Origin of the sequence: Chitinophaga sp. CB10 (genome assembly GCA_001870995.2) — a bacterium.
GTDB lineage: Bacteria > Bacteroidota > Bacteroidia > Chitinophagales > Chitinophagaceae > Chitinophaga.
The window spans coordinates 215,227-240,907 of sequence record MLAV02000001.1 but is presented as its reverse complement, the minus strand read 5'-3'; the positions used below and the strand labels follow the sequence as shown (position 1 = coordinate 240,907).

The following is a 25,681-nucleotide window of genomic DNA, read 5'->3' as shown; positions in this document are numbered from 1 at the left end:
GCCATAAATAGCAATAACAAACAATATATATAGTACTTATTTTTATGTCTTTATTTTAAATAATTACAAATATGTAAAGACTTTACAAATTCGTAATCTTTTTTCTTTAACTTCATGAAAACGCCTTTGCATGGCAAAAGTCAAATTAGGAGTTAAGATTAGAGAAACAGGAACAGGTTCTCTTGTAGACGCGGTAATAGAGCCAGTGACATTGAAGGATTATAAAATCATAAAACAAAGTACCGGGAGGTTCAATAAATTCGACTGGTCACTATATAAAAAGAAAGAAGTCTATAAATTGAGACTTAAGGCTAACACTACCATTTTGGGATTAATGTGCCTGATCGATCATACTGATCCGGATACGAATGCGATCGAAATAGCATTGCTGGAAGTATCAGTGGAAAATATTGGCAATAATAAACAGTACGATTATATTGGCGGCTGCCTGATAGCATTTGCATGCAGGGAGTCGTTCAAACGGGGGCATGAGGGATTTGTATCGCTGGTACCAAAATCCAGCCTGATTGAACATTATACGCAACATTACGGATTTGAATATTTTCCGATGCAAACGCCTTCCCGGCCTTGTGGCCTTATGGTCCTTTATGATCACCTCGCCAGAAATCTGATTATGAAATATTTAAGCGCATCCTGATATAATGCCTATTTGTACGTACAACACATTTTGGGATTAAAACAGCAATCATGAAACCGCAAAAAGATATCGAAAAAAAGCACACCAACAAAGAACTCGCAGCATCTATCGTGTTCCCTGGCCCGCAAAACCTGCGCGATCGGGAAGACATGTTATCTGCATTAAAGGAAATAAGAAAAAGAAAGAAACAAGAGCAAACCGATGATAGTAAACTGATCGCGCAACTACTTCAATTAAAATTTTTAATGGAGGATTATCTAAATGATAAGGCACTTAACCAGCACCTCTACTTTGGGTACTTTCTTAAAGAATATATTGTCCGTCTGGAAAAAAAATACAAACAATTTGCCGAAGAGATTGATGTAAATCCAACCGAATTAAGCCAGATCATTAACCGGCACAGAAACCCAACAGATAAAATAATTTACAGGCTTGAAATTCATTCCAACAGGAACTTCCCTGCAATCATGTGGTTCCGGATATTGGAAAAACAAAGAGAATATGAATTAATGCACGATGCATCCATTGTAAATAGTGAAAAAAGCCATGTCAAAAAACAATTGTCTTTTTCGCTGTAATTTTTATCATCCCCCCTACCCACAAAAAAAGCCTGCATCACGCAGGCTTTTCAAAAACATCCGACCCTTACAACGGACAGTTCTGATGGTAATCTATCAGCTCTATCGGCGCTGCCGCCAGCTCAATGCCTTTATAATACCGTTCTATTTCATCCAGCACTTCCACTACTTCTTCCTCGGTTTTAAGCGTCACGAGGCGGCTCCGGAACTGTTTGATATCCGGTAACCCTTTCAGGTAGTTTGCATAGCAACCCCGCATTTCGTTAATCCCCTGTACAGGCCCTTTCCATTTCACGGATTCATGCAGGTGCTTCTTGCTTACGGCAATCCGCTCCTCCAGGGTAGGACCCGCCATCAGCTCGCCGGTGGCTGCATAATGCTTAATTTCACGGAATATCCACGGATACCCTATGGCAGCGCGGCCAATCATAATGCCGTCCACGCCGTAACGGTTCTTGTATTCCACCGCTTTTTGCGGACTGTTGATATCCCCGTTTCCAATGATAGGAATATGTATCCTTGGATTGTTCTTTACTTTTCCGATCAGCGTCCAGTCGGCCTCGCCTTTGTACATCTGGCAACGCGTACGGCCATGTATCGCCAATGCCTTAATGCCTACGTCCTGCAGGCGCTCCGCCACTTCCTCAATGTTCCTGGTGTCATCGTCCCAGCCCAGGCGGGTTTTGACGGTAACAGGCAGATTGGTTGCTTTTACGCAGGCTTCGGTTAAGCGCACCATCAGGTCCAGGTCCTTCAACACGCCGGCGCCGGCGCCGCGGCCAGCCACCTTTTTCACCGGGCAGCCAAAATTGATATCCAGGAGATCCGGATTGGTTACATCCACAATCTTTGCGGCCATCGCCAGCGAATCCTCATCGCCTCCGAAAATCTGGATGCCGATAGGGCGCTCAAATTCAAAGAAGTCCAGCTTCTTCCTGCATTTAATCGCATCCCTGATCAACCCGTCGCTGGAAATAAATTCCGTGTACATCAGGTCCGCCCCGTTTTCCTTACATACGACCCTGAACGGAGGATCACTCACGTCCTCCATAGGCGCCAGCAGCAAAGGAAAATCAGGCAGTATAATGTTGTCAATCTTTACCAATTGTATGATATTTTCAGCGGGCAAAGGTACGATTTTTCCCGCAATCCCTCACCGCAGGATTCCCCTGCGCTCGTTGACAAAAAAGACCTACTTTTAATACTCCTTGCATGGTATAATTATTGGCCCCTCGATCTCAAACCCTTGAATATGGAAAAATTTGATGCTATCATAATCGGATCAGGACAAGGCGGAAACCCATTAGCCCGGAAGCTGGCAAAAAAAGGACTCCGCACCGCCATTATCGAAAAACGCCTGATCGGCGGCACTTGCATCAACGACGGCTGTACCCCAACCAAATCTATGATCGCCTGCGCAAAAACGGCGCAAACCGTCCGCCAGGCAGCGCAATGGGGCATACACCTTGATCAGCACAGCATCTCCATCGACCTGCCCTTTATCGTAGAACGTAAAAACCAGGTAGTCACACAATTCCGGAACGGAACCATTAAATCTTTGGAAAATGAACCGAACATTAAACTATTTTACGGTACAGCTTCCTTCTCCGGCATCCGGAAAATAAACATCACCCAACCGGAGGATAAGGTCATTCCCATCGAAGGCAATAACATCTTCATCAACACCGGCGCCACGCCGGTAATCCCGGATATTCCCGGATTAGCGGATATTCCTTATCATACGTCCACGTCTATACTCGACTTAAAACAACTCCCGCCCGAACTGATAGTACTCGGCGGCAGCTATATCGGCCTTGAACTGGGGCAACTCTTTCAGCGCCTCGGCAGTAAAGTCAGTATCGTAGAACCCGGGCCGCACCTCATGTCCAGGGAAGATACGGACGTTGCGGCTGTCATTAAGAACATGCTCGAAGCGGAAGGCATGCGTATCTATACATCTTCCCATCCTGATAAAATTGTTGCCAGCGGCGATACTTTCTCCCTGGAAATCGTCAGCGGCACCTCCCGCAAAACTATCACCGGCACGCATCTGCTGGTGGCAACAGGCCGCAGACCGCAATCCGCGGAGCTGCAGCTTAGCAACACCAACGTTACTACGGATGAAAAAGGATTCATACAGGTAAACGACCAGCTGGAAACAACCTGCCCGGGCATCTACGCCATGGGCGACGTTAAGCCCGGCCCCGCATTTACCCACATCTCCTATAATGACCATCTCCTGATTTATAAAAATCTCTTTGAAAACAAACAACTCTCCATCAAAACCAGGCAGGTCCCCTACTGTATGTTCACCGATCCGCAACTGGGGCGCATAGGCCTTTCCGAAAAAGAAGCGGTGGATAAAGGGTATCCGTTCAAGGTAGCCTGCCTCGGCATGGATAAAGTAGCGCGCGCCATCGAAACCGGGCAAACAACAGGCTTTATGAAAGCGATCGTACACGCAGCTACAGATAAAATCCTTGGCGCAGCCATCATCGGGGAACAGGGCGGCGAAATCATGTCCATCCTGCAAATGGCCATGGCCGGGGATATCACGGCATCGCAACTGCGCGAAATGATCTTCGCACACCCGCTCTACGCAGAATCTATCAACAACCTTTTTATGACCCTGTCGAAATAGGGCCATAAAATGTGTACATAATTCCTCATTCGCATGATCCAACTAAGTCACGTCAGTAAATTTTTTGAGAAAGGGAAAAATGCAGTAGATGATATTTCACTCACTGTTAATGATGGGGAGATAATGGTGTTGCTGGGCACCAGCGGCTGCGGTAAAACCACCACGCTGCGGCTCATCAATCGCTTGCTGGACGCCAGTTCCGGCACGGTGGAAGTCAACGGGGAAAACGTCCGGCGCATACCCGCTACTACGCTGCGTAAAAGTATCGGATACGTGCTGCAAAACAACGGCCTGTTTCCGCACTACACCGTCGAAGAAAACATCTGCACCGTACCTCAGCTGCTCAACTGGCCCAGGGAAAAAACCATTGCGCGCTGCCATACGCTCATGCATAAACTGAAATTACCTCCTGAACAATATGCTCACAGCTACCCGCACCAACTGAGCGGTGGCCAGCAGCAACGGGTAGGCCTGGCACGCGCCCTGGCCGCAGATCCGCCGGTACTCCTCATGGATGAACCTTTCGGCGCACTGGACCCGCTCACCCGCGATGCAGTGCGGCAGGAATTTAAATCCCTCGACGAACTGCATACCAAAACCGTAGTACTGGTAACGCACGATATTGAAGAAGCCTTTCAGCTGGGGGACCGCATCTGCCTCATGAACGCAGGCCGCATCCAGCAAACCGGCCGCCCCGCGGAACTCCTGTTCCGGCCGGCGAATGATTTTGTACGCAACTTCTTCGACCGGCAGCGCACACAGCTGGAACTTTCCACCCTGAAGCTCCGCGATATATGGGATACCATCCCGTCTTCCCATAATGGAGAAAACTATGTGGAGATAACAGGGGATGCCTCCTGTTGGGAAGCCTTGTCCCTGCTGACTTCCAGCCCCGTGATTGCTACGCATAACGGCACGGCTAAAGTCATCACCGGCAGCGCTGTCATGAACGGATTACAAACCTATAAAACCCGGTAGCATCCATGGAACCATCCACCAGCTTCTTTGATTTTATACAGCAGGAGTCGGCCAAGCTGCTGCAGCAAACGCTGACCCATACCGGGCTTACGTTCATATCAGTCCTCATCGCCATAGCCATCGGCCTGCCGCTGGGCATCCTCATTACCCGCCGCCGCAGGCTCTCCGGCCTCGTGCTCGGCATTGCCGGCGTATTGCAAACTATTCCCAGTATTGCGCTGCTGGGCTTCATGATCCCCTTGCTGGGCATAGGCGTAAAACCCGCTATCGTAGCCCTGTTCCTCTATGCGTTGCTGCCCATCATCCGCAATACCTATACCGGCATCCAGGGCGTGGACCCCGCGGTAACGGAAGCGGCAACCGGCATGGGCATGAGCGACCGGCAGCTGCTCCTGAAAGTGCAACTGCCACTGGCCATGCCGGTGATCCTGGCGGGCATCCGTACGGCGACGGTGATCAACGTGGGCGTGGCTACGCTGGCGGCCTACATCGCAGCCGGCGGACTGGGAGAGTTTATTTTCGGAGGCATCGCGCTGAATAATACCGGCATGATCCTCGCCGGCGCCATACCGGCCGCATTGCTGGCCATACTGTTCGACTGGCTCATTTCCCTGCTGCAAAAAAGGATGACCCGGCAGTCGCGCATGCGCTTATACCTGCTGCCACTGATCCTAATCGTACTTTCCTCCTTTTACCTGCTGCCCATGAGAAATAACGCCCGGCTCAAAGCCGGCTTCACGCCGGAGTTCATGGGCCGCCGGGATGGAAACCTCGGGCTGCGCACCGTCTACGGCATACATATCAATCCCCTTGTGATCAGCGATATGATCATGTACAAAGCCGCCTACGAAAAAACGATCGACGTGATCAGCGGCAGCTCCACGGATGGCCGTGGAAAAGCCTTCGACCTCGTAGTCCTGCAGGATGATAAGCATATTTTTCCGCCTTACTACGCCGCGCCCATCGCCACCAATACCATCCTGGAAAAATATCCGGAGCTGGAACCCACCCTTAACCTCCTGGCTGGTACAATTAATGATAGCATAATGACGGCACTGAACTACCAGGTGGATTACCTGAAGTACAGCCCGGAAAAAGTAGCCCGGGAATTTTTAATGCAGAAAGGCTTGTACCAGCCCGCCAGGAACGGTTCCAAAGGCACGATCCGCATTGGCTGTAAGATTTTCGGGGATGGCTACATCCTCGCCAATATGTACAAAATGCTTATCGAAGGCCATACGGACCTGGCAGTAAGTACCAAACTGGGACTTGGTGGCACAAAAATTTGTTTCGATGCACTGAACAATAATCAACTTGATGTGTATCCCGAATATACCGGTACCGGCCTGCTGGCTATTTTGCAAACACCGGCCGAAATTACGGATACCCTGATAGCCGATAAAGACAAGGTGTACACGTATGTTAGCCGGGAGTTTGAACAACAATACGGCATCAAATGGCTCAAGCCTGTCGGTTTTAACAATACCTACGCCCTGATGATGCGCCGGCAACAAACGATGGACCTGCAAATAAAAAGTATATCAGACCTGGCCCGTTATCTGAAAAAATAAAAATGTATGAATATCCTGGAAAAATATAAGACCGTCAGATCCCGTTCCGAAAACATCTGCGCACCTTTGAAAACCGAAGACTACGTTGTGCAGCCAATTGTAGATGTGAGTCCGCCGAAGTGGCACCTCGGCCATACCACCTGGTTTTTTGAAACCTTCATCCTCCTGCCTAACGCGCCAGGCTATACGGAGTTTGATCCGCAATACAACTTCGTATTCAACAGTTACTACGAATCCGTGGGCGCGCGCGTAATCCGTACGGACCGCGGCAACCTGAGCCGGCCTTCCGTGGAGGACGTCATGAAATACCGCCGCCATGTGGATGACGCGATGGAGAAATTCCTTTCCAATCCCATGGAGGAGGACCTCGAAGCGCTCATGATCCTGGGCCTCAATCACGAGGAGCAACACCAGGAACTGCTGTACACGGATATCAAATACATCCTCGGGCATAACCCGCTGATGCCGGCTTACGATCCTGCCCGGCAACCCGCTCCCGCCCCTGCAACGGACGCGCAGTGGATAGCCATACCGGAAGGCATTTACAGCATCGGGCATCATGGGAAAGGCTTTTGTTTTGATAATGAGCTGGGAAGGCACCAGGTGTACCTCGCGCCTTACGCCATCAGCTCTGCACTGGTAACCAACAGGGAATACCTGGACTTCATTAACGCCGGCGGCTATACGGATTTTCGTTACTGGCATGCCGAAGGCTGGGACTGGGTTAAAAACAACCACGTTACCGCGCCCATGTACTGGTACCTGATCGGGGACGATTGGCAGCAATACGCCTGGAATGGCCTGCAGCCACTGGAATTGGATGCGCCCGTGTGCCATGTGAGTTATTACGAAGCGGCGGCTTATGCGGCCTGGAAAGGCCTCCGCCTGCCCACCGAATTTGAATGGGAAGCCGCAGCGGATAAATTTTCATGGGGCCAGCGCTGGGAGTGGACGGAAAGCGCCTATCTCCCCTATCCCGGCTTCAAAAAAGCGCCGGGGGCTATTGGCGAATACAATGGCAAGTTTATGGTAAACCAGATGGTGCTGCGCGGCGGTTCGGAAGTAACGCCGCCGGAACACAGCCGTAAAACCTACCGTAACTTTTTCCACGCGCCGCTGCGCTGGCAGTTCACCGGTATCAGGCTGGCAAAAAGCTAATCCATTTTTAACTGACGATACAATCATTGAGTTATGGCACATACCACTGTAATTTCCACACCGGCAACGGTATTCAGCAACCGCCATACCAGCACTTTCTACGATGATGTAGTGCAGGGACTAAGGGCGCAGCAAAAATACCTGGACCCGAAGTATTTCTACGATGCACAGGGCGATGTGCTGTTTCAACAGATCATGCAATGCCCCGAATACTACCTCACCGCCTGCGAAATGGAAATCATGCAGGAGCAGTCCGCCGCCATTGCCGCCGCTTTTGACGCGCATGCCAGCCACTACGATGTCGTGGAGCTGGGCGCAGGGGACGCTTCTAAATCCGTACACCTGCTCAAACGCCTGCTGGATAACGGTACCGACTATACGTACTTTCCGATCGATATATCCGGTAATGTAATCCGGCTCCTGGAAGACACCCTGCCGGAAACGTTACCTGGCTTACAGTTTCACGGGCTGCAGGGCGAATACTTTGAGATGCTCAAAGTGGCCAACGACATCTCCCCCAAAAGAAAAATAGTATTGTTCATGGGAGCCAATATTGGCAATTTTACGCCATTTGCCGCCCGCAGCTTCTGCCAGCAACTGCGGCGCCACCTGCATCCGGGGGATTTGCTGCTCACCGGGTTCGACCTGAAAAAGCATCCCCGCCTCATCCTGCACGCGTATAACGACGATGCCGGCATCACGCGGGAATTCAACTTCAACCTGCTCCGCAGGATCAACCGGGAGCTGGATGGCAATTTTGACGTCACCCAGTTTGAGCACTACCCTACCTACGATCCGCAAACGGGCAGCTGCAAAAGCTATCTCATCAGCCTGTGCGATCAGCAGGTACGTATAGGCGATAACGTTGTCGTGAATTTTAAGGAGAATGAACCGCTGTATATGGAGATTTCCCAGAAGTACGATCCGGCGGAAATTGATCAGCTGGCCTCCCTCGGCGGGTTTGCGCCGGTGGCCCGCTTCAGCGATCACCGCAACTGGTTCAGCGATTATTTATGGCAAGCGATATAAAAACCCGTAGTGGCGCATACCGGTTGTATGCGCCACTACGGCCGCTTCGGCGGACAATGATTAAGGCCAGCAATTCAGTATGCGGCGAATAGCTACAATCTCCCCCGTATGATAACTCGTATGATCCGCAATCAGCACTGCTTCCCGGAATAAATGCTGTCCATCCCCATGCGGAAACGGCGCAAACAGATCCGCATCCGGCGCTTCCAGCAGCTGGATAAACGCATGTAAATCCTCTTTGATCTGCTCCAACGTATGCTTCCACTGCCGCTCATTTTCAGGCGCGGTTTCCTTCGGCCAGTAATCATGCGGCCAGTTCATTTCCTTGTAGTTGGGGTTACGGGAAAAATCCAGGATATCCCACTGCGCAATACGAATGTGTTCTACCAGTTGCCAGATGCTGTAAGGCATGTTGGGTGGCGTCACACCCCGCTTATCCGCGGGCAGGCGCTTCACCGCATCCCAGAACGTAACATGTGCATTCCCCTTTAGCAGCAAGTCTTTCAGCGATGCTACCATTTGTTTCTTCATATCCATATAGTCCTCTTTTAGGGTGTTATTGAATGTAAGATTTTTTTCCCTTAGCGATCCGTTAACTTTGCGTGTTTTAATAACCACATGGATCAGGATTTTTGGAAAACGTACATCCGGGGAAGAAAGTTTTATAAAGATATACAGCAACAACCGGTGGCCGACCGGGAACAAACGCTCGACCGTATTTTCGCCATCGGCGGCAAACGGGGATGGTATTATGCCAACTGGCTCTGGCAGCTCCGGGGCTGGATGGATAAGCTTGTTGGCGGGCCGGGTATGCGGGGCAGGAAAAATGAGGACAGGCTGGAGGCAGGCGACTATACCGACTTCTGGAAGGTGGTCATTGCCGACAGGGAGCAGGGCATATTGCTGCTGGAAGCGGAAATGAAAGTTCCGGGCCAGGCATGGTTATTATTTTTCCTGGGAGATGGGAAGCTCACACAGACCGCCGTGTACGTACCGGAAAACCTGGCCGGCGCATTATACTGGATGAGTGTATGGCCTTTCCATGGCTTTATTTTCCCCGGAATGATCAAAAAAATAATTGCGCCTGAAATGCAAAGAGGAGGCCGCTAGCCTCCTCTTTGATTGTATTAACACGCATTGTTAACATACAATGGCAAAGCAGGAATAACTGTTTGCCAGTTTACGCCACTATGCGGCCGGGTATTAATTAGCTGGTTTTTCCAGCAGCTTGAAGAACTGATCCAGCTGCGGCAGGATAACGATCCTGGTTCTGCGGTTGGCGGATTTACCTTCCGGCGTATCGTTGCTGGCAACAGGCACGTATTCGGAACGGCCGGCGGCAGTCATCCTTGCAGGCGGAATACCGTATTGGTTTTGCAGGATACGTACCACGCTGGTAGCGCGCTTCACAGAAAGATCCCAGTTATCCAGCAGTACGTTCGGGCGGTAAGGCACATTATCCGTATGGCCCTCCACCATGAATTCAATATCCGGCTGGTTCAGCAATACTTTCGCCACTTTACCCAATACCTCCTTCGCACGGTCGGTCACCTCATAGCTACCGCTCTTGAACAGCAGTTTATCGGAAATGTCGATATACACCACGCCTTTCTCCACTTTGATATTGATGTCCTTATCATCCAGGTTGCCGATAGCGCCTTTCAGGTTCAGCACCAGCTGCATATTGAGGGAGTCCTTACGGGCAATCGCACCCTGCAGGTCTTTGATGTAAGCGTCTTTTGCGCCGATGTTTTCCAGCGACTTCTTAATACTTTCCGCCTGGCTGCTGGAAATAACGGACAGCTCTTTCAGGTGATCCAGCATCTGCGTATTGGTGGTTTGCAGTTGCTGCTGCTTTTCGGTCATATTGTTGATGCGCTCTTTATAGGCAGCAGCTGCGCGGGCAGCATCTTCATCACAGCGTTGTAATTTGGCCGTAGCATCTCTATACAGGCTATCCAGTCGTGCGTTCCTTGCCTCGGATTCCCTCAGCTTACGGGGAGCTGAACAGGAAGCCAATACGGTTGCAGCTGCAAGTACCGGCAAGGCAAATCGTTGTATTTTCATAAAATTGAACATTTAAGTAATCTTAAAAAAAATCGTGATAGGTTAACGGTGGACGTTGGCAAATTACTTCCCATATTGCAAATAACAGGCCGAAGGCCGCTATCTTTAACAAAATCTTCTGAAAAGACATTAAAATTTGATTAGTTACAAATAAATAGATATTATTGCGCGCATATATCTATTTATTCTATAATGGAGCAAATCCGCCGCGGCGACCCCGTATCTTTAATATAAACTTCATAGGGCAAGATCTCCAAAGTATTATTACATTCGTATGGATTGTGCTTGCTAGCTTTATAGTATTTAAACGGGGTTATCTGATGATAAATAATTAACTTTCCCGCCGGCTTGTTCACTGTATATTCCATTAATGTCGAAATAGTATGAGAAAGGTGGTTTCTTCGGGTCAACCAACAATAAAAGAAATTGCGAAAAGACTCAACATATCCGTATCTACCGTATCGCGTGCCCTGCATGACCATCACAGCATTGGTCTAAGAACAAAGGCCCGTGTGCAGCAGCTCGCGGCCGAGCTGGGTTATGAACGTAACCAGACCGCCATCTTCTTCCAGCAGGGTAAAACGTTTACCATCGGCATCCTCCTACCAGAATTATCGGAAGCATTTTTTTCCAGCGCGATCAGCGGTATTGAAGATACCGCCTACAGCAACAACTATACGGTGCTGTTGGGGCAGTCCCATGACGACGAGGCCCGGGAAAAACAGATCATCCAAAGCATGAAGCAGCACCGCGTGGATGGCTGCATCGTGTCCATCGGGAAGAATACCCGGAATTACGAACACTTTGAAATGCTGCGGCAGGCAAAAATTCCCGTGGTGTTTTTCGACCGTATCCCGGACCTGCCGAATATCCACTCCGTTTCCTGCAACCTGGAATCAGGTACCGTGCAGGCGGTGGACTTCCTCCTGAAAAAGGGGCACCGGGTGATCGGTATGATCAATGGGCCTGAACAATTAGTGGCCAGCAAGGAACGCGCAGCCGGTTATATGCGGGCGCTCTCCAAACACCGCCTGAAGTATGACCCGGAATTGATTGTAAGCGCGGACCTCACGGCCGCCGGAACCGCCGAAGCCATGAAGCAGTTGCTTTCCCTCAAAAGAAGAGTAACGGCCGTGGTAACTTTCAATGATTATGTTGCGATGGATGCAGTGCAGTATGCCCTGAAACAAAAATTGGAGATAAATAAAGATATAACTTTTGTATCTTACGCCAACACACCGGTCAGCAGCTATACGGCTTATCCGCCCGCTGCCTCGGTGGAGCAGTTCCCGTACGAACAGGGCCAGGCCGCTACTAATATGCTTCTGGGCATATTAAACGGCGAACGCGCCTTCAACGATTACCAGCGTTTAATCATGGAATCGCAGTTGGTGTTGCATACCTGATCCCGGTCGTAAACCTTGCCATAGTTGCTCGCTATGGCAGGTTCCACGACGCAGTTCACTGTTCTTAATTAAACTGATTGTTCACTGTTTGCGTATTTCTTACGCTTGCTCACTGTAACTTAACTAACGCATTTGGAAAAATGCGGACTTGTTCACTGTTTGCTTGTTCACTGTTGTGCTGGCGCGGTAATTGTTCACTGTGTTGCGCCATATTGTTCACTGTCTAAATAAGCTGCTTTTCATGCGGGAAGAAATCTCTTTCTTCTCTTTCACACCACTATTTTAAGCAAATGTTTTTAGAATTCTGCTACGCAAACGCTTGCGTTAACCACGCAAGCGTTTGCGTAATTGGCAAATTCCGGTAATTTTTATTATCCTTACCTCCGGAAACGCTTTTTATAAATATACCGTCAATGAAAAAAAATTTACTGGGCTACCTGAAACCCTTACTGCCAGCTATTCTGCTATCAGCCACCCTCCATGCGCAAACTAAAAACGCCGCACCGAAACCAGAACTGGTGTACCACGATGCGATGGAATTTCCGGTGATTGATAAGTATCATAACGAACCGAATTACAACCGCCTGCCTGAAAAATTCAAAGCCACCGTAAGGCCGGTGATCTGGTCGCTCAGCCTGAACTCCGCAGGCATCGCCATCCGCTTCCGTTCCAACGCCACTACCATCGGCGCTAAATGGAAAGCGAAAAACAACGCCTCCTTAAACAACATGGCGCCCATCGGCGTAAAAGGGCTCGACCTCTACGCCCTCGTCGGCAATCAGTGGCAGTACGTGAACAGCGGCGTGCCGGAAGGCAATACCGGTAGCTTCCAACGCAACCTGCTCACCAACGGGGAGAACGTCTACCGGGAATACCTGCTCTTCCTCCCCCTCTACGATGGTGTGGATTCCTTATCTATAGGGGTCAACGCCGGCGCAGATATCTCCAAACCGCAATCCACCGCGCTGATGGATAAGAAACCTGTCGCCTGGTACGGCAGCAGCATCGCACAGGGCGGCTGCGCCTCCCGCCCCGGCATGGCCTTCACCAACATCCTCGTGCGTAAACTGCAACGCCCCATCATGAACTTCGGCTTCAGCGGCAACGGTACCTTCGAAACCACCGTCGGCGAATCGCTCTGCGAAATTGATGCAGCGCTGTTTGTGATCGACTGTAACCCCAATACGCCACCGGAAGAGATCTACGACCGATCCGTAAAACTGATCCAGCAACTCCGCAAATGCCGGCCCAATACGCCGATCCTGATGCTGGAAAACTTTATTTACGAGAGCGGCACTTTCAATACCCTCGTAAAACAAACCTCCCTGAAAAAACAGGCGGAGTTGAAAAGAGCCTACGCTGAACTGCAAAAACAAGGCATCAAAAATCTCTTTTACCAAACCGGCGAAGGCCTCATAGGCACGGATCACGAAGGCACCGTGGATGGCGTGCATCCAAACGATGCCGGCATGGAGCGCTTTGCCGCGAAAATGCTGCCGGTACTGGATAAACTGCTGAAAGGAAAAACCCTAACCGCTGTACTATAAATTCGATTTTTATGAAAAGCATCTATGCTTACCTCCTGGTACTGGCCGCCTGCTGCAGCGCCACCGCCCAGGCCGCGCCCACCGGCGACTCCGTTCGTATTGCCGGGATGCCGTCCGCAGGTTATTGGCTCAACAAGCCCGCTGCTGCCAATGCCTCCGGGAGCCGCCTTTCTATTACTGCCGCAAAAGGCACTGACTTCTTTCATTACGGGGGTGGCAACTTTAAAGCCACCAACGCCCCTATCCTGCTGTTTCAGCCGGATGCCGACTTCACCGTTACCGCCAAAGTAAAGGTGGGATTCAACGAAACCTATGATGGCGGCGCTATCTTCGTGTATGCGGATAGCACCCACTACATCAAGTTCCTTTTTGAAAAGAGCCATTACGGCAACCTGTCCGTTTGCTCCGGCGTTACCAACACCTATACGGACGATGCCACCAACGCCGTTTCCCCTACCAACGAAGTCCTCATGCGCCTGAGCAAAAAAGGCAACTTCTATGGTATGTTCTATTCGCTGGATGCAGGTAAAACCTGGACGGCCGCCCGTATGGTACACTTCAACCCCGGCGGAAAGATCCAGCTGGGATTCTCCTCCCAGTCGCCATTGGGCGCGCAATGCGAAAGTATTTTCTCCGAAATCACCTACAAGCCCACCGGCTTTACGGATACCAAAACCGGGGAATAAAAAAAAGAGGAGCTTTTTAAAGCTCCTCTTTTTGTATCTGCTACTGGCAGTAATATTATTTCAGGTACTGATCAAAGTAATCAGTGATTTTCTGCATCAGGTGCACCCTGTCTTTCCCCAGCACATTGTGTAAATGTCCCGGATACACGAAATAATCCACCTGGGTTTGTGTATCCACACAAGCTTTCAGGAAGTTGATGGAATGCTGCCATACCACCACATCGTCGTTAGTGCCATGAATGAGCATCAGGTGGCCTTTCAGGTTTTTGGTCTTGGTCAGCAGGTTATTGTCCGCATAGCCCTGCGGGTTTTCCTGCGGCGTATCCATATACCGCTCCGTGTACATTACTTCGTACATACTCCAATCAATTACCGGCCCGCCGGCAACCGCCGCCTTGAATACCTCCGGATGACGCAGCATCAGCGAAGTGGTCATGAAGCCGCCGAAGCTCCAGCCGTGTACGCCCATTTTATCGGCATTCACGTAGGGGAGCGATTTCAGGTAGGCCACGCCCTGTAACTGGTCATTCATTTCCACGGTACCCAGCCGGCGGAAAGTAGCCTGTTCAAAGGCCATTCCGCGGTTCAGGCTACCACGGCCATCCATGCTGAATACCACGTAACCATGTTGCGCCATATACTCGTACCAGAGGTTGCCGCTGGCAGGATAGGTGTTTTTGATCAGCTGCACATTAGGCCCGTTGTAGAGGTACACGATGGCAGGGTATTTACGGGTGGAGTCGAAGTCCACCGGCAGGATCAGCTTACCGTACAACGGCGTGCCATCGTCCGCCTTCAGCGTCACATTCCGGATTTCCGGGCGCTTGAATGCTTTCAGCGGATCGGCGCTCTGCACCAGGGTTTGACGGAATTTGGATGTAACGCCCAGCACCTGTGTTACCGCAGGCACGGTAGCGGAACTGTAAGCGTCCAGCACGTAGTTGCCGTTGCTGCTTACCTGGCCTTCATGCCAGCCCGCCGCATCATCCAGCCGGCGCAGCGCCCCGTTTTTCAGGCTGGCCGCGTACAGGTGTTTTTCCATCGGGCTTTCCTTGGCAGCGGTAAAAATCACTTCGCCGGCGCCGGGATGATAACCAATAATATCGTTCACCACCCAGTTGCCCTTGGTCAGTTGCCTGATCAGCTGGCCGTTGGTGTTGTAGAGATATAAATGCCGGTATCCGTCACGGTCCGAATACCAGATAAACTGATCGTTTTTACCAGGCACGAAGGAAAGCGCATGCTCAGGGTGAACATACTTACTGTCCTGTTCCTCGAAGAGGGTCTTTTGCAGGTCGCCGGTAGCGGCGCTGTACTGATTCAGCCAGAGGTGATTTTGTTCCCTGTTTAAAATCGCGATATATACGGATTGCTGATCGGGCGCCCATGTCACGCAGGTCAGGTAATGATCTGCCGGCAGCCCGGTCTTCATGAATACGGTCTTTTTGGTGGATGGCTGATAAACGCCCAGGGTTACCTCGTGGGATTTACCGCCAGCCATCGGGTATTTGATCAGGTTGGATTTGGCAGGTACTACTGACCAGTCGATGATCGGGTAATCATTCACCATCCGCTGGTCCATACGATAGAAAGCGAGTTGGTTTCCATCGGGGGAAAAGAATATGCCCCCGTTAATCCCAAATTCATCGCGATGGACGGATTTACCGTTAACGATATTGACGTCCGCATCGTTGGTAACGGTATGGATCGCGCCATCCGGAGTACGCAGGTAGAGATTGTTCGCTACTGTCCAGGCAATCTGCCGGCTCTTCACGTTAACGGTTATATTTTCTGCATCTTCCGGCAGTTCACACCAGCGTGCGGCGGTCCATTTGCCATTTTCAAGAGTGACGGTAAACAGTTGGCTGCCGATGGAAAACCAGGCGCTGGTGTTGTTGATCCAGTGCATCGCCGGGATGCCGCGTAAAGGCTTGGCGGCAAAAAGTTGTGTATTCAGGGACGCGGTGGTAAGCAGGGTATCTGCTTTCAGTTGAGGTAAGGTGTATTTCACCCAGGCTACATTCCCATTTTCAGTAATTGCTCTGGTGTAGGCATCTTCTCCGGGAATCCATTCAAACATTTTTACGCGCTCAGGAGCGAGTTCCATCCGAAGTCCGTTGGTGGCTTCCGACATGGTGTAGAGGCGTTGCTGTGCATAGGCATGCTGCATGGTGCTCATCACACATCCAGTCAAAAGCACAAGGAACATTTTTTTCATCCTTATAACTTTTTAGGATGCGAATGTAACCAAATCAGGTGTGTAATCCGCAAATTATCAGCTGATCGCCAGGTTGCGCTGCATCCATTCCCTTTCTTCGGGCAGCAGGTATTCCGCTTTCTTTTCGGCGATCCAGGAGAAGGTTTTTTTAACCTCTGCTTTGGCAGTCCTGAATTTCCAGAGAAACTCCATGCCCAGCATCAGGTCCGTAAACCCGTTCTTAAAGCTGTCGAGGTTGAGGTGGGGCGCCTGGGTTCTTTTCCGGGATAGTAATTCCGTGATACGGTTGATGACCGCCTGGATGGCATTTTCATCCGCATACTTATAAATTGCCTCCATGGCCTCGAATTTCAGTTGCCCGCGCATGAGGCAACGCGCATAGAACATCACCTCGCGCTCCCGCTCTATATCAGCGATGGTCGTAAAGGCGAGGCTGCGAACGTCCTGCCGGGAGTGGTCCAGCAAGCGTTTCAGGGCAGGAAGGCTCTTGCGGGTGGCAATTTTACTGAGGAGAACGGTTATATAATATATATCATATTCATTAACAGTACGTTGCAATATCTGCAATACCCAATCTTCCACCTGGGGATTCTTGGTGCCTTTCAGGGCCAGCAGGGCTGAACGCCTGATATTTGGATTGGCGGAAAGGGTATTATTCAGCAGGGGCTGCACGTTGATGTACGACGGAATAGGCAATCCCCGTTCCAGGTCCTGCTGGATGCCGGTGATCATATCTGCGTCCTGTTCAAACTTAAGCCGGTCGATCAGGAAGCGGATCACTTCCGGATCATTTGTATTGCGGGAAAGTTGCGCGATGATATAAAGCGCAGCCCTTCTTTTTTCCTTGTCTGTTTCCTGGTCTATATAAGTGTAGAGGGTGGGAATATAGGCATGGTTGGCCAGTTGTTCCGCCTCGCGGAGGGCCTGCCAGCTGATCGTTTGCGTATCATGAAGCTGATCTGAGCGGTCGCATATCCGGTTGATGAGGTTATTTAAGTAATCCATTGCTAGTGGTTTTTTGATCTGCTACCCCTGCATTTCCAATAACCATACCAACATGGCTGTACCAGCTTAATTGTTAGTTAATCCCTCTCCGATTAACAGTTTTATATTACATTTGCTGCTGTATTTTTGGATCGGTTTCGATATATAAGAACAGAACGTACAGATGCACATATTACTCAAAAACGTAAAGATTTCAGCGCCTTCCTCTCCTTTCAACGGGCAGCAAAAAGACATTTCCATTCATAACGGTGTTATCCAGCAGATCGCAGATCACCTGGAAGATGAGCATGCCACCGTCATCTCGGGGGACAACCTGCATGTTTCCGCCGGCTGGATGGATATTTTCTCCCATTTCTGCGACCCGGGCCAGGAATACAAGGAAGACCTCAGCTCTGGTATCCAGGCGGCCGCCAAAGGGGGTTATACCAGCGTCATGGTAGTACCTAACACCCAGCCGGCACTCCATACCAAAGCCCAAATCGAATATGTGCTCAGCAGGTCCCGCCAGCATGTGGTAAACGTTTTACCGATCGGCGCCGCCACCAAAAACCTGGAAGGCGCCGGCCTCGCTGAAATGTACGAAATGCGGCAGGCAGGCGCAGTAGCCTTCTCCGATGGCTGGAAACCGGTACAGTCGCCCGGACTGCTGCTCAAAGCCCTCCAATACATCAAAGCATTTGACGGTACCTTCATCCAGCTGCCGGACGATCAGAGCATTTCCGCCCATGGCCTCATGAACGAAGGCATCTACAGTACCCAGCTGGGCATGCCCGGCAAACCGGCCATCGCAGAGGAACTGATCATCCAGCGCGATATCGAACTGGCTAAATATACGGACTCCCGCCTCCACATCACCGGGGTAACCACCCGCAAAGCTGTGGAGCTGATCGCCGCTGCCAAAGCGCAGGGCGTGAAGGTTACCTGCTCGGTAACGCCTTACCACCTCTCCCTGACGGATGCAGCGCTGATCAACTACGATACCAGCCTGAAAGTAAATCCGCCCCTGCGCAGCGCCGAAGATGTAAAGGCCCTGCAGCAGGCCGTGAAAGACGGTGTGATCGATTGCTTTGCCACCCATCACCTCCCGCAGGACTGGGATGCCAAAATACTCGAGTTTGAATATGCAAAGAATGGAATGATCGGCCTGGAAAGCACCTTCGGGGTACTCCGCAAATACCTGCCGGAAGTGCCACTGGAACAGTTGCTGGCCATGCTGACGGACAATCCCCGCAAAATTTTCGGCCTCCAGCAGCCGGCCATCGAAGTGGGCGCTGTAGCGGAACTGACTGTTTTCAACCCGGATCAGCACTGGACTTTCACCGAGGCCGATATTGCCTCCAAGTCCAAAAATTCGGCGTATATTGGTGCTGCCCTGAAAGGAAAACCCGTAGCTGTTGTTAACAATGGGCAGGTAGCAAAACACTAAGTCATTTATTCCTACATCTCATAAATTTGTTGCTATGTCAAACAAAAACCATATTGCGTACGGCGTTACCGCCGCATTGATCCAGTTTGTACTGTCCCTGGTATTCTATTTTACCAAATTGAACCAGGAGAGATGGACAGGATTTTTGAGCCTGGCGATCCTCATGATTGCGGTGATCCTTTCCTGCATCAACTACGGGAAAACTAATCCCGGACAGACATTCGGCAACATTTTTGCCAATGGCTTCAAAACTACCGCTGTAATTACCGTAATAGGCCTGGTGCTTACTGTCATCTTCATCCTGATTTTCCCCGACATCAAGGAACAAGGGCTGGAAGCCGCAAGGGCCCAGATGGAAGCAGACGGAAAGATGACGGCGGAACAGATTGACGGCATCATCGAAAAAACCGATAAAAGCTTTTGGGTACTTACATTCAGCGGAGTTATCATCGGCAGTTTGATATTTGGCCTGGTAGCCTCCCTGATCGGCGCCGCCGTTGCACCTAAAGCCAAAAAATAGTCAGCGACGCTTATACATTCATAAGGAGACAACAATAGATGAGTTTAAACATATCCGTAATCGTTCCTTTAAAAAACGAAGAAGAATCACTGCCAGAGCTGGCCGCCTGGATCGATCGCGTCATGCGTGAACACAAATTCACCTATGAAGTGTGGATGGTCGACGATGGCAGCACCGACAACTCCTGGCAGGTCATCCAGCAACTCGGCGCTGAAAACCCGCATATCAAAGGCATCAAATTCCAAAGGAACTACGGTAAATCCGCCGCCCTCAACGAAGGCTTCGCCGCCGCGAAGGGCGAAGTGGTCATTACCATGGACGCGGACCTGCAGGACAGTCCGGACGAAATCCCGGAACTCTACCGCATGATCGTGGAAGATGGATACGACCTCGTGAGCGGATGGAAGAAAAAACGGTACGATAACGCGTTTACCAAAAACCTTCCTTCCAAATTGTACAACTACACCACCACCCGCATGAGCGGCGTGAAGCTGCACGACATGAACTGCGGCCTCAAATCCTACCGCAGAAAGGTGGTGAAATCCATAGAAGTTTACGGCGAAATGCACCGCTATATTCCCGTAATCGCCAAATGGAACGGCTTCCGTAACATCGGCGAAAAAGTAGTGGAACACCGCGCCCGTAAATACGGTACCAGCAAGTTCGGACTGGAACGCTTCATCAACGGCTTCCTCGACCTTGCCACCATCATGTTTATCGGCAAATTCGGCAAACGCCCTATGCACTTCTTCGGCGCACTGGGCACGCTCTTCTTCCTCATCGGTTTCGTGATCGCAGGATACCTGAGCCTTGCCAAAATTTTCTATGATAAATACAACATGACGGACCGGCCTATCTTCTTCCTCGCCCTGCTGGCGATGATCATAGGTTCCCAACTCTTCCTCACCGGCTTCATCGGCGAACTGGTGACCAGGAACGCCACCGAAAGGAACAGCTACCTGGTGGAAGCAAGAATGGATAACGCTCAATAATGCCTCTGCCCCGCCCCGCGGGTTACAGCGACAACTTCAAATGATGGCTCAACAAAAGAAAATACTTATCATCGGCACAGCCTACCCCTTCCGGGGTGGGCTGGCTGCTTATAATGAACGGCTGGCGGAAGAACTCCAACGCGAAAACCATGACGTGGAAATCTTCACCTTCACGGTGCAATACCCGGAATTCCTCTTCCCCGGCAAAAGCCAGTATTCTACCGATCCGGCGCCCGCTCACCTGCGGATCAAAAGGCTCGTCAACTCCGTGAACCCGCTGAACTGGATCAAAGTAGGCCGCAGCATCCGCAAAATGAAGCCGGACCTGATTATCATCAAGTTCTGGCTCCCTATCATGGGGCCTGCATTCGGCACCCTGCTGCGACTGGGAAAAAACAAGCGCACCAAAGTCATCTCCATCCTCGATAACGTGGTACCCCACGAAAAAAGGCCGGGAGATGTACCCTTTACGAAATACTTCCTCAAACCCGTGGATGCGTTTATCGCCATGAGTCAATCCGTACTCAACGACCTCCGCGTGTTTGAACCCAACAAACCTGTATCCCTCATCCCCCACCCGATATACGACAACTACGGGGAACATATCTCCAAAGAGGCCGCCAGGGCTAACCTCGGGCTGCAACCAGGGAAGAAATATATTCTCTTCTTCGGCTTTATCCGCGCCTATAAGGGGCTGGACCTCCTGCTCAAAGCCATGGCGGACGAGCCGTTGAAACAACTCGGTGTACACGCCATCGTGGCCGGGGAGTTTTATGAGGATGCCGCGCCGTATCAGCAACTGCTGGAGGAACTGCACCTGGGCGACCGCGTGCTGATGCATACAAACTTCATCCCCAACGATGCGGTGAAAAATTATTTCTGCGCGGCGGACCTGGTGGTGCAGCCTTATAAAAGCGCCACCCAGAGCGGTATTTCACAGATCGCCTACCACTTCGACAAGCCAATGGTAGTCACCAACGTAGGCGGACTCACGGAAATGGTGCCGGACGGCGTCGTAGGATTCCAGGCGGAACCGGACCCGCAAAGCATCGCCACGGCCATCGAAAAATATTTCGTCGAAAACCGCGAAGCCGATATGGTGGCCGCACTCCAACAGGAAAAATTAAAATATTCCTGGAGCCGCCTGGCCGCAGAAATTCATAAATTAGCGGATAACATTTCCTAAACAACAAACATCTAAACCAGCTAAAAGGCGTGATTTACAGAAGTAAAGCTCCTCTGCGTATAGGCCTCGCCGGTGGCGGCACCGATGTAAGTCCTTATTCGGACTTATACGGCGGCGCTATCCTCAATGCCACCATATCTTTATATGCCCGTGCCGCTATAGAGCCACTGACAGCAAACAAAGTGATATTTGAATCGGCCGACAGGCGGGAATCCCTCTCCTACGACGCCGTGTACCCCTTACCGTTAGACGGTAAGCTGGATATCCTCAAAGGAGTAGTGAACCGTATCTATAAAGACTATGGCGCTTTCCCTTCCGGGTTTCGCCTCACCACCTATGTGGACGCGCCTCCCGGCTCCGGCCTGGGCACCTCTTCCACCCTCGTGGTAGGCGTGGTGGGCGCTTTCGCCGAATGGCTCAAACTCCCCCTGGGGGAATACGACCTGGCACACCTGGCTTACTCCATAGAACGGGAAGACCTGCAACAGGCAGGCGGTAAGCAGGATCAGTACGCGGCCACCTTCGGCGGCGTCAACTTCATGGAGTTTTACGCAGGCGATAAAGTGATCGTAAACCCGCTCCGTATTAAAGACGTGTACCTCCATGAACTGGAAAATAACCTCGTACTTTTTTATACCTCTACGAGTCGCCTCTCCTCCAGCATTATCTCCGAACAGCAGAAAAATGTTACGGATAAGAACGACGACTCCATCGCCGCCATGCACCACCTGAAAGAACAGGCGGTGATGATGAAGGAAGCCCTGCTGCGCGGCACCATCGATAAGATCGGCGAAATCCTCGACTATGGCTTTGAACAGAAAAAGCGCATGGCTAAAGGCATCTCCAACCCTCAGCTGGACGAGATCTACGAAGCGGCCCGCAAAGCCGGCGCAAGCGGCGGTAAAATATCCGGCGCAGGCGGTGGCGGATTTATGATCTTCTACTGCCCTAAAAACACCCGCTTCGCCGTAGTGGACGCGCTCAGCAAATTTGGCGGCGATGTAAAACGCTATCATTTTACCAACAACGGTGTTCAAACCTGGAGTATCTAACTTAACTTTATCTGATGAAGCAAGCAATAGCGAACAGACTGCAGGCAAGCATTGCCGTAAAGGAAGCCATCCTCAGGGACGAAACCCTGCTCAACGCCATCGGCGAAGTAGCAGCCGTTATCACCAAAAGTTTGCAGGAAGATCATAAAGTCCTCTTTTGCGGCAACGGTGGCAGCGCCGCCGATGCGCAACACCTGGCCGCGGAATTCTCCGGCCGCTTCTATAAAGACCGTACGCCGCTGTATGCAGAGGCCCTCCACTGCAACAGCTCCTATATGACCGCCGTAGGCAACGACTATGGCTACGACCAGGTATATGCCCGCATCCTCCGCGGCATCGGCCGCCCGGGAGATGTGCTCATCGGCATTTCCACCTCCGGTAATTCCGCCAACATCCTCGAAGCCATGAAAGTGGCGAAGGAACAAGGGATGACCGTGGTGAGCATGACCGGCCAGACCGGTGGAAAAATGGCCGCCGGCAGCGATTACCTGCTGAACATGCCCTCCACCGATACGCCGCGCATACAGGAAGCGCACATCACCGTAGGACACATCATCTGCGAAATAGTAGAAAACAACCTCTTCCCGGGATGACAACTGAATGTATCGTACTGGCGGGCGGCCTCGGCACCCGCCTGCGCAGCGTAGTGGCCGATAAGCCCAAGTGCATGGCGCCCATCGGCGAACAGCCTTTCCTTTACTACCTGCTCCTATACCTCCATAAACAGGGTATTACCCATGCCATCCTCTCCCTCGGGTATAAATCCGAACAGGTGATCGCATGGTGTGAGCAAAACGAACTCCCCCTGCGTGTATCCTTTACCGTAGAGCCGGAACCCCTGGGCACCGGCGGCGGCATCGTATATGCGTTGGAGAAAGTAGAGAACGACGGGGTGTTCATCGTAAACGGAGATACCTATTTTGATGTATCCCTGCGGGATTTCCACGCTTTCCATCAACAGCAGCAGAGCCAACTCTCGCTGGCGCTTAAACCCATGCGGCAGTTTGACCGCTACGGTACCGTTACCCTCAACAGCCGCCACTCTATAACGGCGTTCCGGGAAAAGCAGTATATGGATGCCGGCCTGATCAACGGGGGCGTGTACCTTACCGCGGCCTCGTATCTGCGGGGCTTACATCTCCCCCAAAAATTTTCATTTGAAAAAGAAGTATTGGAGCCAATGGCCGCCAGTGGCCAGCTCTATGGCTTTGTGAGCGATACCTACTTCATTGACATCGGTATCCCGGAAGACTATGAAGCCGCCTCCAACTATTTACCGTATAACCTTTAACGTTAGCTTTAATGACATTATTCCTGGACAGAGACGGCGTCATCAACGACGAGATTAAAGATGGATATGTGCTAAGCTGGGATATGTTCCGATTCAGCAACGGCGTCCTGCAGGCGCTGCCCCTGCTGAGCCAGGCCTTTCAACGCATCGTCATCGTTACCAATCAGCGCTGCATCGGCCGGGGCCTCCTTACTCCGGAAGGATTGGAGGCCATCCACGCCCGCATGCTGCAAGACATCCATACGCATAACGGCCGTATCGACAAGATCTACTACTGCCCGGACGTGGACAACAGCTCCCCCTGCCGCAAACCGCAAAACGGCATGGCCCTGCAGGCAAAACAGGATTTCCCGGAAATTGACTTCCAAGCAGCCGTCATGGTGGGCAACACCCTGAGCGATATGCAATTTGGCCGCAACCTGGGCATGAAAACCATTTTCATTGCCTCTACCCACCCGGAAATCACCCTGCCCCACCCGCTCATCGATGAACGGTACGGCAGTTTGATGGAATATGCCGCCACGATACAATAATTCGACCTTACAACCGTATTATAGATATGGTAAAAAAATTAGTAATATCCATCCTGCTTATCAGCGCCGGCCTCTCCGCCACTGCGCAGCAACCTGACGCCGCTTCCAGGGCCAGCCTGCTCAAATACCAGGACACCCTGCAGCAACTCAGCAAGGATATTTTCGCCGGCCGTGGCGATGAAGGCCGGCAACAAGCCTGCGATGCCTTCATCCCCGCCCTGGTCAGAGCGCTCAAAAACAAGTACTCTTTCAAATTCCGGTTTGATTCGCTCAAAACCGTTTCCATCCAGTACCCGAAGGATAGCACCTTCCGCATATTTACCTGGGCCCTGGAGCATGAAAATGGTTTCTACCGGCATTTTGGCGCCATCCAGATGAATACGCCGGACGGTTCGCTGAAACTGTTCCCCCTCTTCGATGCCAGCGATTATATGGCCAACACCGATACCATTGCCGATAATAAATACTGGTACGGCTGCCTGTATTACAACATCGAACAACGCCACTATTTCAACCAGGAGTTTTATACCCTCTTCGGCTGGGACGCCAATAACCCACGCAGCCAGAAGAAGATCGTGGAAATGCTGACCTTTAAGAACGGCCAGCCGGTATTTGGCGGCCCGTATTTCACCTTTACGGCCGACAGTGTGAAAAAGCCCTCCCGTAACAGGTTTATCCTGGAATACAAAAAGGAAAGCAGCATCAGCCTCAATTACAATAAGGATGCGGACATGATCATCTTCGATCACCTGGTATCCGAAAGCAATGAGCCGGAAAAGAAATTCACCCTTGTATCCGACATGGATTATGAAGGCTTTAAATGGACTGCCGGCAAATGGCTGCACGTGGAAAAAGTCTTCAACGACGCCATTCCGCTGGGTAAAGGCGCGCCGGTGCCACAGCCGCTGGACGTGAAGAAGAAGAGTATGACCAATCCGAAGAGCGTGGATGATTATTTGAATGAACAGGGAGCGAAGGGAACGAAAAAGCAATAAGGGTGCATAACGGCGCCTCCTGCAGCAATAGACAGCAATCTGCCGGCAATTCAACCGCCTAAAATACCTACTCACCACCCCCGAAAAAATTCAAAGGCCGCCGCTGCACCTGCAACGACGGCCTTCTTTATACCTTTCACAAAA

The 25,681-nt window shown here is 51.1% G+C and carries 25 protein-coding genes; 20 read left to right on the top strand and 5 right to left on the bottom strand.

Translation table 11 applies throughout. The features are described 5' to 3' along the window. The first annotated feature begins 130 nt into the window (after nucleotides 1-130). Together BOC67_RS00935 and BOC67_RS00930 are read left to right on the top strand one after the other, a co-directional pair. Entirely contained in the window at nucleotides 131-658 is a 528-nt protein-coding gene (locus tag BOC67_RS00935; protein ID WP_291906334.1) for a hypothetical protein, read from the top strand. Nucleotides 659-708: 50 nt separating this feature from the next. Continuing rightward, a complete protein-coding gene (locus BOC67_RS00930; protein WP_291906332.1) occupies nucleotides 709-1,236 on the top strand; it encodes a helix-turn-helix transcriptional regulator in 528 nt (175 codons plus the stop codon). A 67-nt stretch (nucleotides 1,237-1,303) separates the two neighbouring features. Here the strand turns inward: BOC67_RS00930 and dusB are convergent, their stop codons facing one another. Beyond that, on the bottom strand, nucleotides 1,304-2,341 hold the full coding sequence (gene dusB / locus BOC67_RS00925) for a tRNA dihydrouridine synthase DusB (protein WP_291906330.1): 1,038 nt from the start codon (nucleotides 2,339-2,341) through the stop codon (nucleotides 1,304-1,306). Nucleotides 2,342-2,488: 147 nt separating this feature from the next. Between dusB and BOC67_RS00920 the strand changes: the two genes are divergently transcribed. From BOC67_RS00920 to BOC67_RS00900, 5 genes are read left to right on the top strand one after another with little or no spacing between them, the layout of a single operon-like run. Beyond that, the gene (locus BOC67_RS00920; RefSeq protein ID WP_291906328.1) at nucleotides 2,489-3,877 is read left to right on the top strand and encodes a mercuric reductase; all 1,389 of its coding nucleotides are present in this window, start codon (nucleotides 2,489-2,491) and stop codon (nucleotides 3,875-3,877) included. Nucleotides 3,878-3,910: 33 nt separating this feature from the next. Beyond that, a complete protein-coding gene (locus tag BOC67_RS00915; RefSeq protein WP_291906326.1) occupies nucleotides 3,911-4,855 on the top strand; it encodes an ABC transporter ATP-binding protein in 945 nt (314 codons plus the stop codon). 5 nt (nucleotides 4,856-4,860) lie between these two features. Further along, nucleotides 4,861-6,426, top strand: a complete 1,566-nt coding sequence (locus BOC67_RS00910; RefSeq protein ID WP_291906325.1) for an ABC transporter permease/substrate-binding protein — start codon at nucleotides 4,861-4,863, stop codon at nucleotides 6,424-6,426. Nucleotides 6,427-6,432: 6 nt separating this feature from the next. Beyond that, a complete protein-coding gene (egtB, locus tag BOC67_RS00905; protein ID WP_291906324.1) occupies nucleotides 6,433-7,584 on the top strand; it encodes an ergothioneine biosynthesis protein EgtB in 1,152 nt (383 codons plus the stop codon). Between the two features lie 33 nt (nucleotides 7,585-7,617). Next, a complete protein-coding gene (locus BOC67_RS00900) occupies nucleotides 7,618-8,613 on the top strand; it encodes an L-histidine N(alpha)-methyltransferase (RefSeq protein ID WP_291906322.1) in 996 nt (331 codons plus the stop codon). Between the two features lie 60 nt (nucleotides 8,614-8,673). Here the strand turns inward: BOC67_RS00900 and BOC67_RS00895 are convergent, their stop codons facing one another. Next, entirely contained in the window at nucleotides 8,674-9,144 is a 471-nt protein-coding gene (locus BOC67_RS00895; protein ID WP_291906320.1) for a DinB family protein, read from the bottom strand. A gap of 87 nt (nucleotides 9,145-9,231) precedes the next feature. Between BOC67_RS00895 and BOC67_RS00890 the strand changes: the two genes are divergently transcribed. Continuing rightward, nucleotides 9,232-9,723 carry a DUF2867 domain-containing protein gene (locus BOC67_RS00890; RefSeq protein WP_291906317.1) on the top strand — a complete coding sequence of 164 codons (492 nt, stop codon included), beginning with the start codon at nucleotides 9,232-9,234 and terminating at the stop codon, nucleotides 9,721-9,723. Nucleotides 9,724-9,816: 93 nt separating this feature from the next. Here BOC67_RS00890 and BOC67_RS00885 read toward each other — a convergent pair whose 3' ends face one another. Continuing rightward, entirely contained in the window at nucleotides 9,817-10,680 is an 864-nt protein-coding gene (locus BOC67_RS00885; protein WP_291906315.1) for an OmpA family protein, read from the bottom strand. Between the two features lie 383 nt (nucleotides 10,681-11,063). On the opposite strand from BOC67_RS00885, the gene BOC67_RS00880 reads away from it, so the two are divergent. From BOC67_RS00880 to BOC67_RS00870, 3 genes are all read left to right on the top strand, one after another. After that, complete coding sequence (locus BOC67_RS00880) at nucleotides 11,064-12,086, top strand: LacI family DNA-binding transcriptional regulator (protein WP_291906314.1); 1,023 nt, start codon at nucleotides 11,064-11,066, stop codon at nucleotides 12,084-12,086. A gap of 413 nt (nucleotides 12,087-12,499) precedes the next feature. After that, nucleotides 12,500-13,633: an SGNH/GDSL hydrolase family protein gene (locus BOC67_RS00875; protein ID WP_291906312.1), complete on the top strand. Its 1,134-nt coding sequence runs from the start codon at nucleotides 12,500-12,502 to the stop codon at nucleotides 13,631-13,633. An 11-nt stretch (nucleotides 13,634-13,644) separates the two neighbouring features. Further along, nucleotides 13,645-14,319, top strand: coding sequence for a DUF1349 domain-containing protein (locus BOC67_RS00870; RefSeq protein ID WP_291906310.1), 675 nt, complete (start codon nucleotides 13,645-13,647; stop codon nucleotides 14,317-14,319). A 55-nt stretch (nucleotides 14,320-14,374) separates the two neighbouring features. Here BOC67_RS00870 and BOC67_RS00865 read toward each other — a convergent pair whose 3' ends face one another. Next, nucleotides 14,375-16,519 carry a DPP IV N-terminal domain-containing protein gene (locus BOC67_RS00865; RefSeq protein ID WP_291906308.1) on the bottom strand — a complete coding sequence of 715 codons (2,145 nt, stop codon included), beginning with the start codon at nucleotides 16,517-16,519 and terminating at the stop codon, nucleotides 14,375-14,377. Nucleotides 16,520-16,594: 75 nt separating this feature from the next. After that, the gene (locus BOC67_RS00860; protein WP_291906307.1) at nucleotides 16,595-17,542 is read right to left on the bottom strand and encodes a HEAT repeat domain-containing protein; all 948 of its coding nucleotides are present in this window, start codon (nucleotides 17,540-17,542) and stop codon (nucleotides 16,595-16,597) included. Nucleotides 17,543-17,705: 163 nt separating this feature from the next. Here BOC67_RS00860 and BOC67_RS00855 point away from each other — a divergent pair, with 163 nt between their 5' ends. The 9 genes from BOC67_RS00855 to BOC67_RS00815 are packed head-to-tail and all read left to right on the top strand — an operon-like array spanning nucleotide 17,706 to nucleotide 25,537. Continuing rightward, nucleotides 17,706-18,968, top strand: coding sequence for a dihydroorotase family protein (locus tag BOC67_RS00855; protein ID WP_291906305.1), 1,263 nt, complete (start codon nucleotides 17,706-17,708; stop codon nucleotides 18,966-18,968). 34 nt (nucleotides 18,969-19,002) lie between these two features. Then, on the top strand, nucleotides 19,003-19,488 hold the full coding sequence (locus BOC67_RS00850; RefSeq protein WP_291906302.1) for a DUF4199 domain-containing protein: 486 nt from the start codon (nucleotides 19,003-19,005) through the stop codon (nucleotides 19,486-19,488). 38 nt (nucleotides 19,489-19,526) lie between these two features. Further along, entirely contained in the window at nucleotides 19,527-20,480 is a 954-nt protein-coding gene (locus BOC67_RS00845) for a glycosyltransferase family 2 protein (protein ID WP_291906300.1), read from the top strand. Nucleotides 20,481-20,520: 40 nt separating this feature from the next. Beyond that, nucleotides 20,521-21,666 (top strand): glycosyltransferase, encoded by a 1,146-nt coding sequence (locus tag BOC67_RS00840; protein ID WP_291906298.1) that lies wholly within the window; start codon nucleotides 20,521-20,523, stop codon nucleotides 21,664-21,666. 29 nt (nucleotides 21,667-21,695) lie between these two features. Next, nucleotides 21,696-22,718 carry a dehydrogenase gene (locus BOC67_RS00835; protein WP_291906296.1) on the top strand — a complete coding sequence of 341 codons (1,023 nt, stop codon included), beginning with the start codon at nucleotides 21,696-21,698 and terminating at the stop codon, nucleotides 22,716-22,718. Between the two features lie 14 nt (nucleotides 22,719-22,732). Next, complete coding sequence (locus BOC67_RS00830; RefSeq protein WP_291906294.1) at nucleotides 22,733-23,311, top strand: SIS domain-containing protein; 579 nt, start codon at nucleotides 22,733-22,735, stop codon at nucleotides 23,309-23,311. Next, a complete protein-coding gene (locus tag BOC67_RS00825; RefSeq protein WP_291906292.1) occupies nucleotides 23,308-24,009 on the top strand; it encodes a nucleotidyltransferase family protein in 702 nt (233 codons plus the stop codon). The genes BOC67_RS00830 and BOC67_RS00825 overlap by 4 nt, the downstream gene beginning before the upstream one ends. A gap of 11 nt (nucleotides 24,010-24,020) precedes the next feature. Then, nucleotides 24,021-24,542 (top strand): HAD-IIIA family hydrolase, encoded by a 522-nt coding sequence (locus BOC67_RS00820; RefSeq protein ID WP_291906290.1) that lies wholly within the window; start codon nucleotides 24,021-24,023, stop codon nucleotides 24,540-24,542. A 26-nt stretch (nucleotides 24,543-24,568) separates the two neighbouring features. Continuing rightward, complete coding sequence (locus tag BOC67_RS00815; RefSeq protein ID WP_291906288.1) at nucleotides 24,569-25,537, top strand: hypothetical protein; 969 nt, start codon at nucleotides 24,569-24,571, stop codon at nucleotides 25,535-25,537. Nucleotides 25,538-25,681: the final 144 nt, after the last annotated feature.

Bases quoted from the DNA above. Each gene is read 5' to 3' on its own strand.
- BOC67_RS00935 (WP_291906334.1), top strand. From the start codon at position 131: ATGGCAAAAGTCAAATTAGGAGTTAAGATTAGAGAAACAGGAACAGGT.
- BOC67_RS00930 (WP_291906332.1), top strand. From the start codon at position 709: ATGAAACCGCAAAAAGATATCGAAAAAAAGCACACCAACAAAGAACTC.
- BOC67_RS00920 (WP_291906328.1), top strand. From the start codon at position 2,489: ATGGAAAAATTTGATGCTATCATAATCGGATCAGGACAAGGCGGAAAC.
- BOC67_RS00915 (WP_291906326.1), top strand. From the start codon at position 3,911: ATGATCCAACTAAGTCACGTCAGTAAATTTTTTGAGAAAGGGAAAAAT.
- BOC67_RS00910 (WP_291906325.1), top strand. From the start codon at position 4,861: ATGGAACCATCCACCAGCTTCTTTGATTTTATACAGCAGGAGTCGGCC.
- egtB (WP_291906324.1), top strand. From the start codon at position 6,433: ATGAATATCCTGGAAAAATATAAGACCGTCAGATCCCGTTCCGAAAAC.
- BOC67_RS00900 (WP_291906322.1), top strand. From the start codon at position 7,618: ATGGCACATACCACTGTAATTTCCACACCGGCAACGGTATTCAGCAAC.
- BOC67_RS00895 (WP_291906320.1), bottom strand. From the start codon at position 9,144: ATGAAGAAACAAATGGTAGCATCGCTGAAAGACTTGCTGCTAAAGGGG.
- BOC67_RS00890 (WP_291906317.1), top strand. From the start codon at position 9,232: ATGGATCAGGATTTTTGGAAAACGTACATCCGGGGAAGAAAGTTTTAT.
- BOC67_RS00885 (WP_291906315.1), bottom strand. From the start codon at position 10,680: ATGAAAATACAACGATTTGCCTTGCCGGTACTTGCAGCTGCAACCGTA.
- BOC67_RS00880 (WP_291906314.1), top strand. From the start codon at position 11,064: ATGAGAAAGGTGGTTTCTTCGGGTCAACCAACAATAAAAGAAATTGCG.
- BOC67_RS00875 (WP_291906312.1), top strand. From the start codon at position 12,500: ATGAAAAAAAATTTACTGGGCTACCTGAAACCCTTACTGCCAGCTATT.
- BOC67_RS00870 (WP_291906310.1), top strand. From the start codon at position 13,645: ATGAAAAGCATCTATGCTTACCTCCTGGTACTGGCCGCCTGCTGCAGC.
- BOC67_RS00860 (WP_291906307.1), bottom strand. From the start codon at position 17,542: ATGGATTACTTAAATAACCTCATCAACCGGATATGCGACCGCTCAGAT.
- BOC67_RS00855 (WP_291906305.1), top strand. From the start codon at position 17,706: ATGCACATATTACTCAAAAACGTAAAGATTTCAGCGCCTTCCTCTCCT.
- BOC67_RS00850 (WP_291906302.1), top strand. From the start codon at position 19,003: ATGTCAAACAAAAACCATATTGCGTACGGCGTTACCGCCGCATTGATC.
- BOC67_RS00845 (WP_291906300.1), top strand. From the start codon at position 19,527: ATGAGTTTAAACATATCCGTAATCGTTCCTTTAAAAAACGAAGAAGAA.
- BOC67_RS00840 (WP_291906298.1), top strand. From the start codon at position 20,521: ATGATGGCTCAACAAAAGAAAATACTTATCATCGGCACAGCCTACCCC.
- BOC67_RS00830 (WP_291906294.1), top strand. From the start codon at position 22,733: ATGAAGCAAGCAATAGCGAACAGACTGCAGGCAAGCATTGCCGTAAAG.
- BOC67_RS00825 (WP_291906292.1), top strand. From the start codon at position 23,308: ATGACAACTGAATGTATCGTACTGGCGGGCGGCCTCGGCACCCGCCTG.
- BOC67_RS00820 (WP_291906290.1), top strand. From the start codon at position 24,021: ATGACATTATTCCTGGACAGAGACGGCGTCATCAACGACGAGATTAAA.
- BOC67_RS00815 (WP_291906288.1), top strand. From the start codon at position 24,569: ATGGTAAAAAAATTAGTAATATCCATCCTGCTTATCAGCGCCGGCCTC.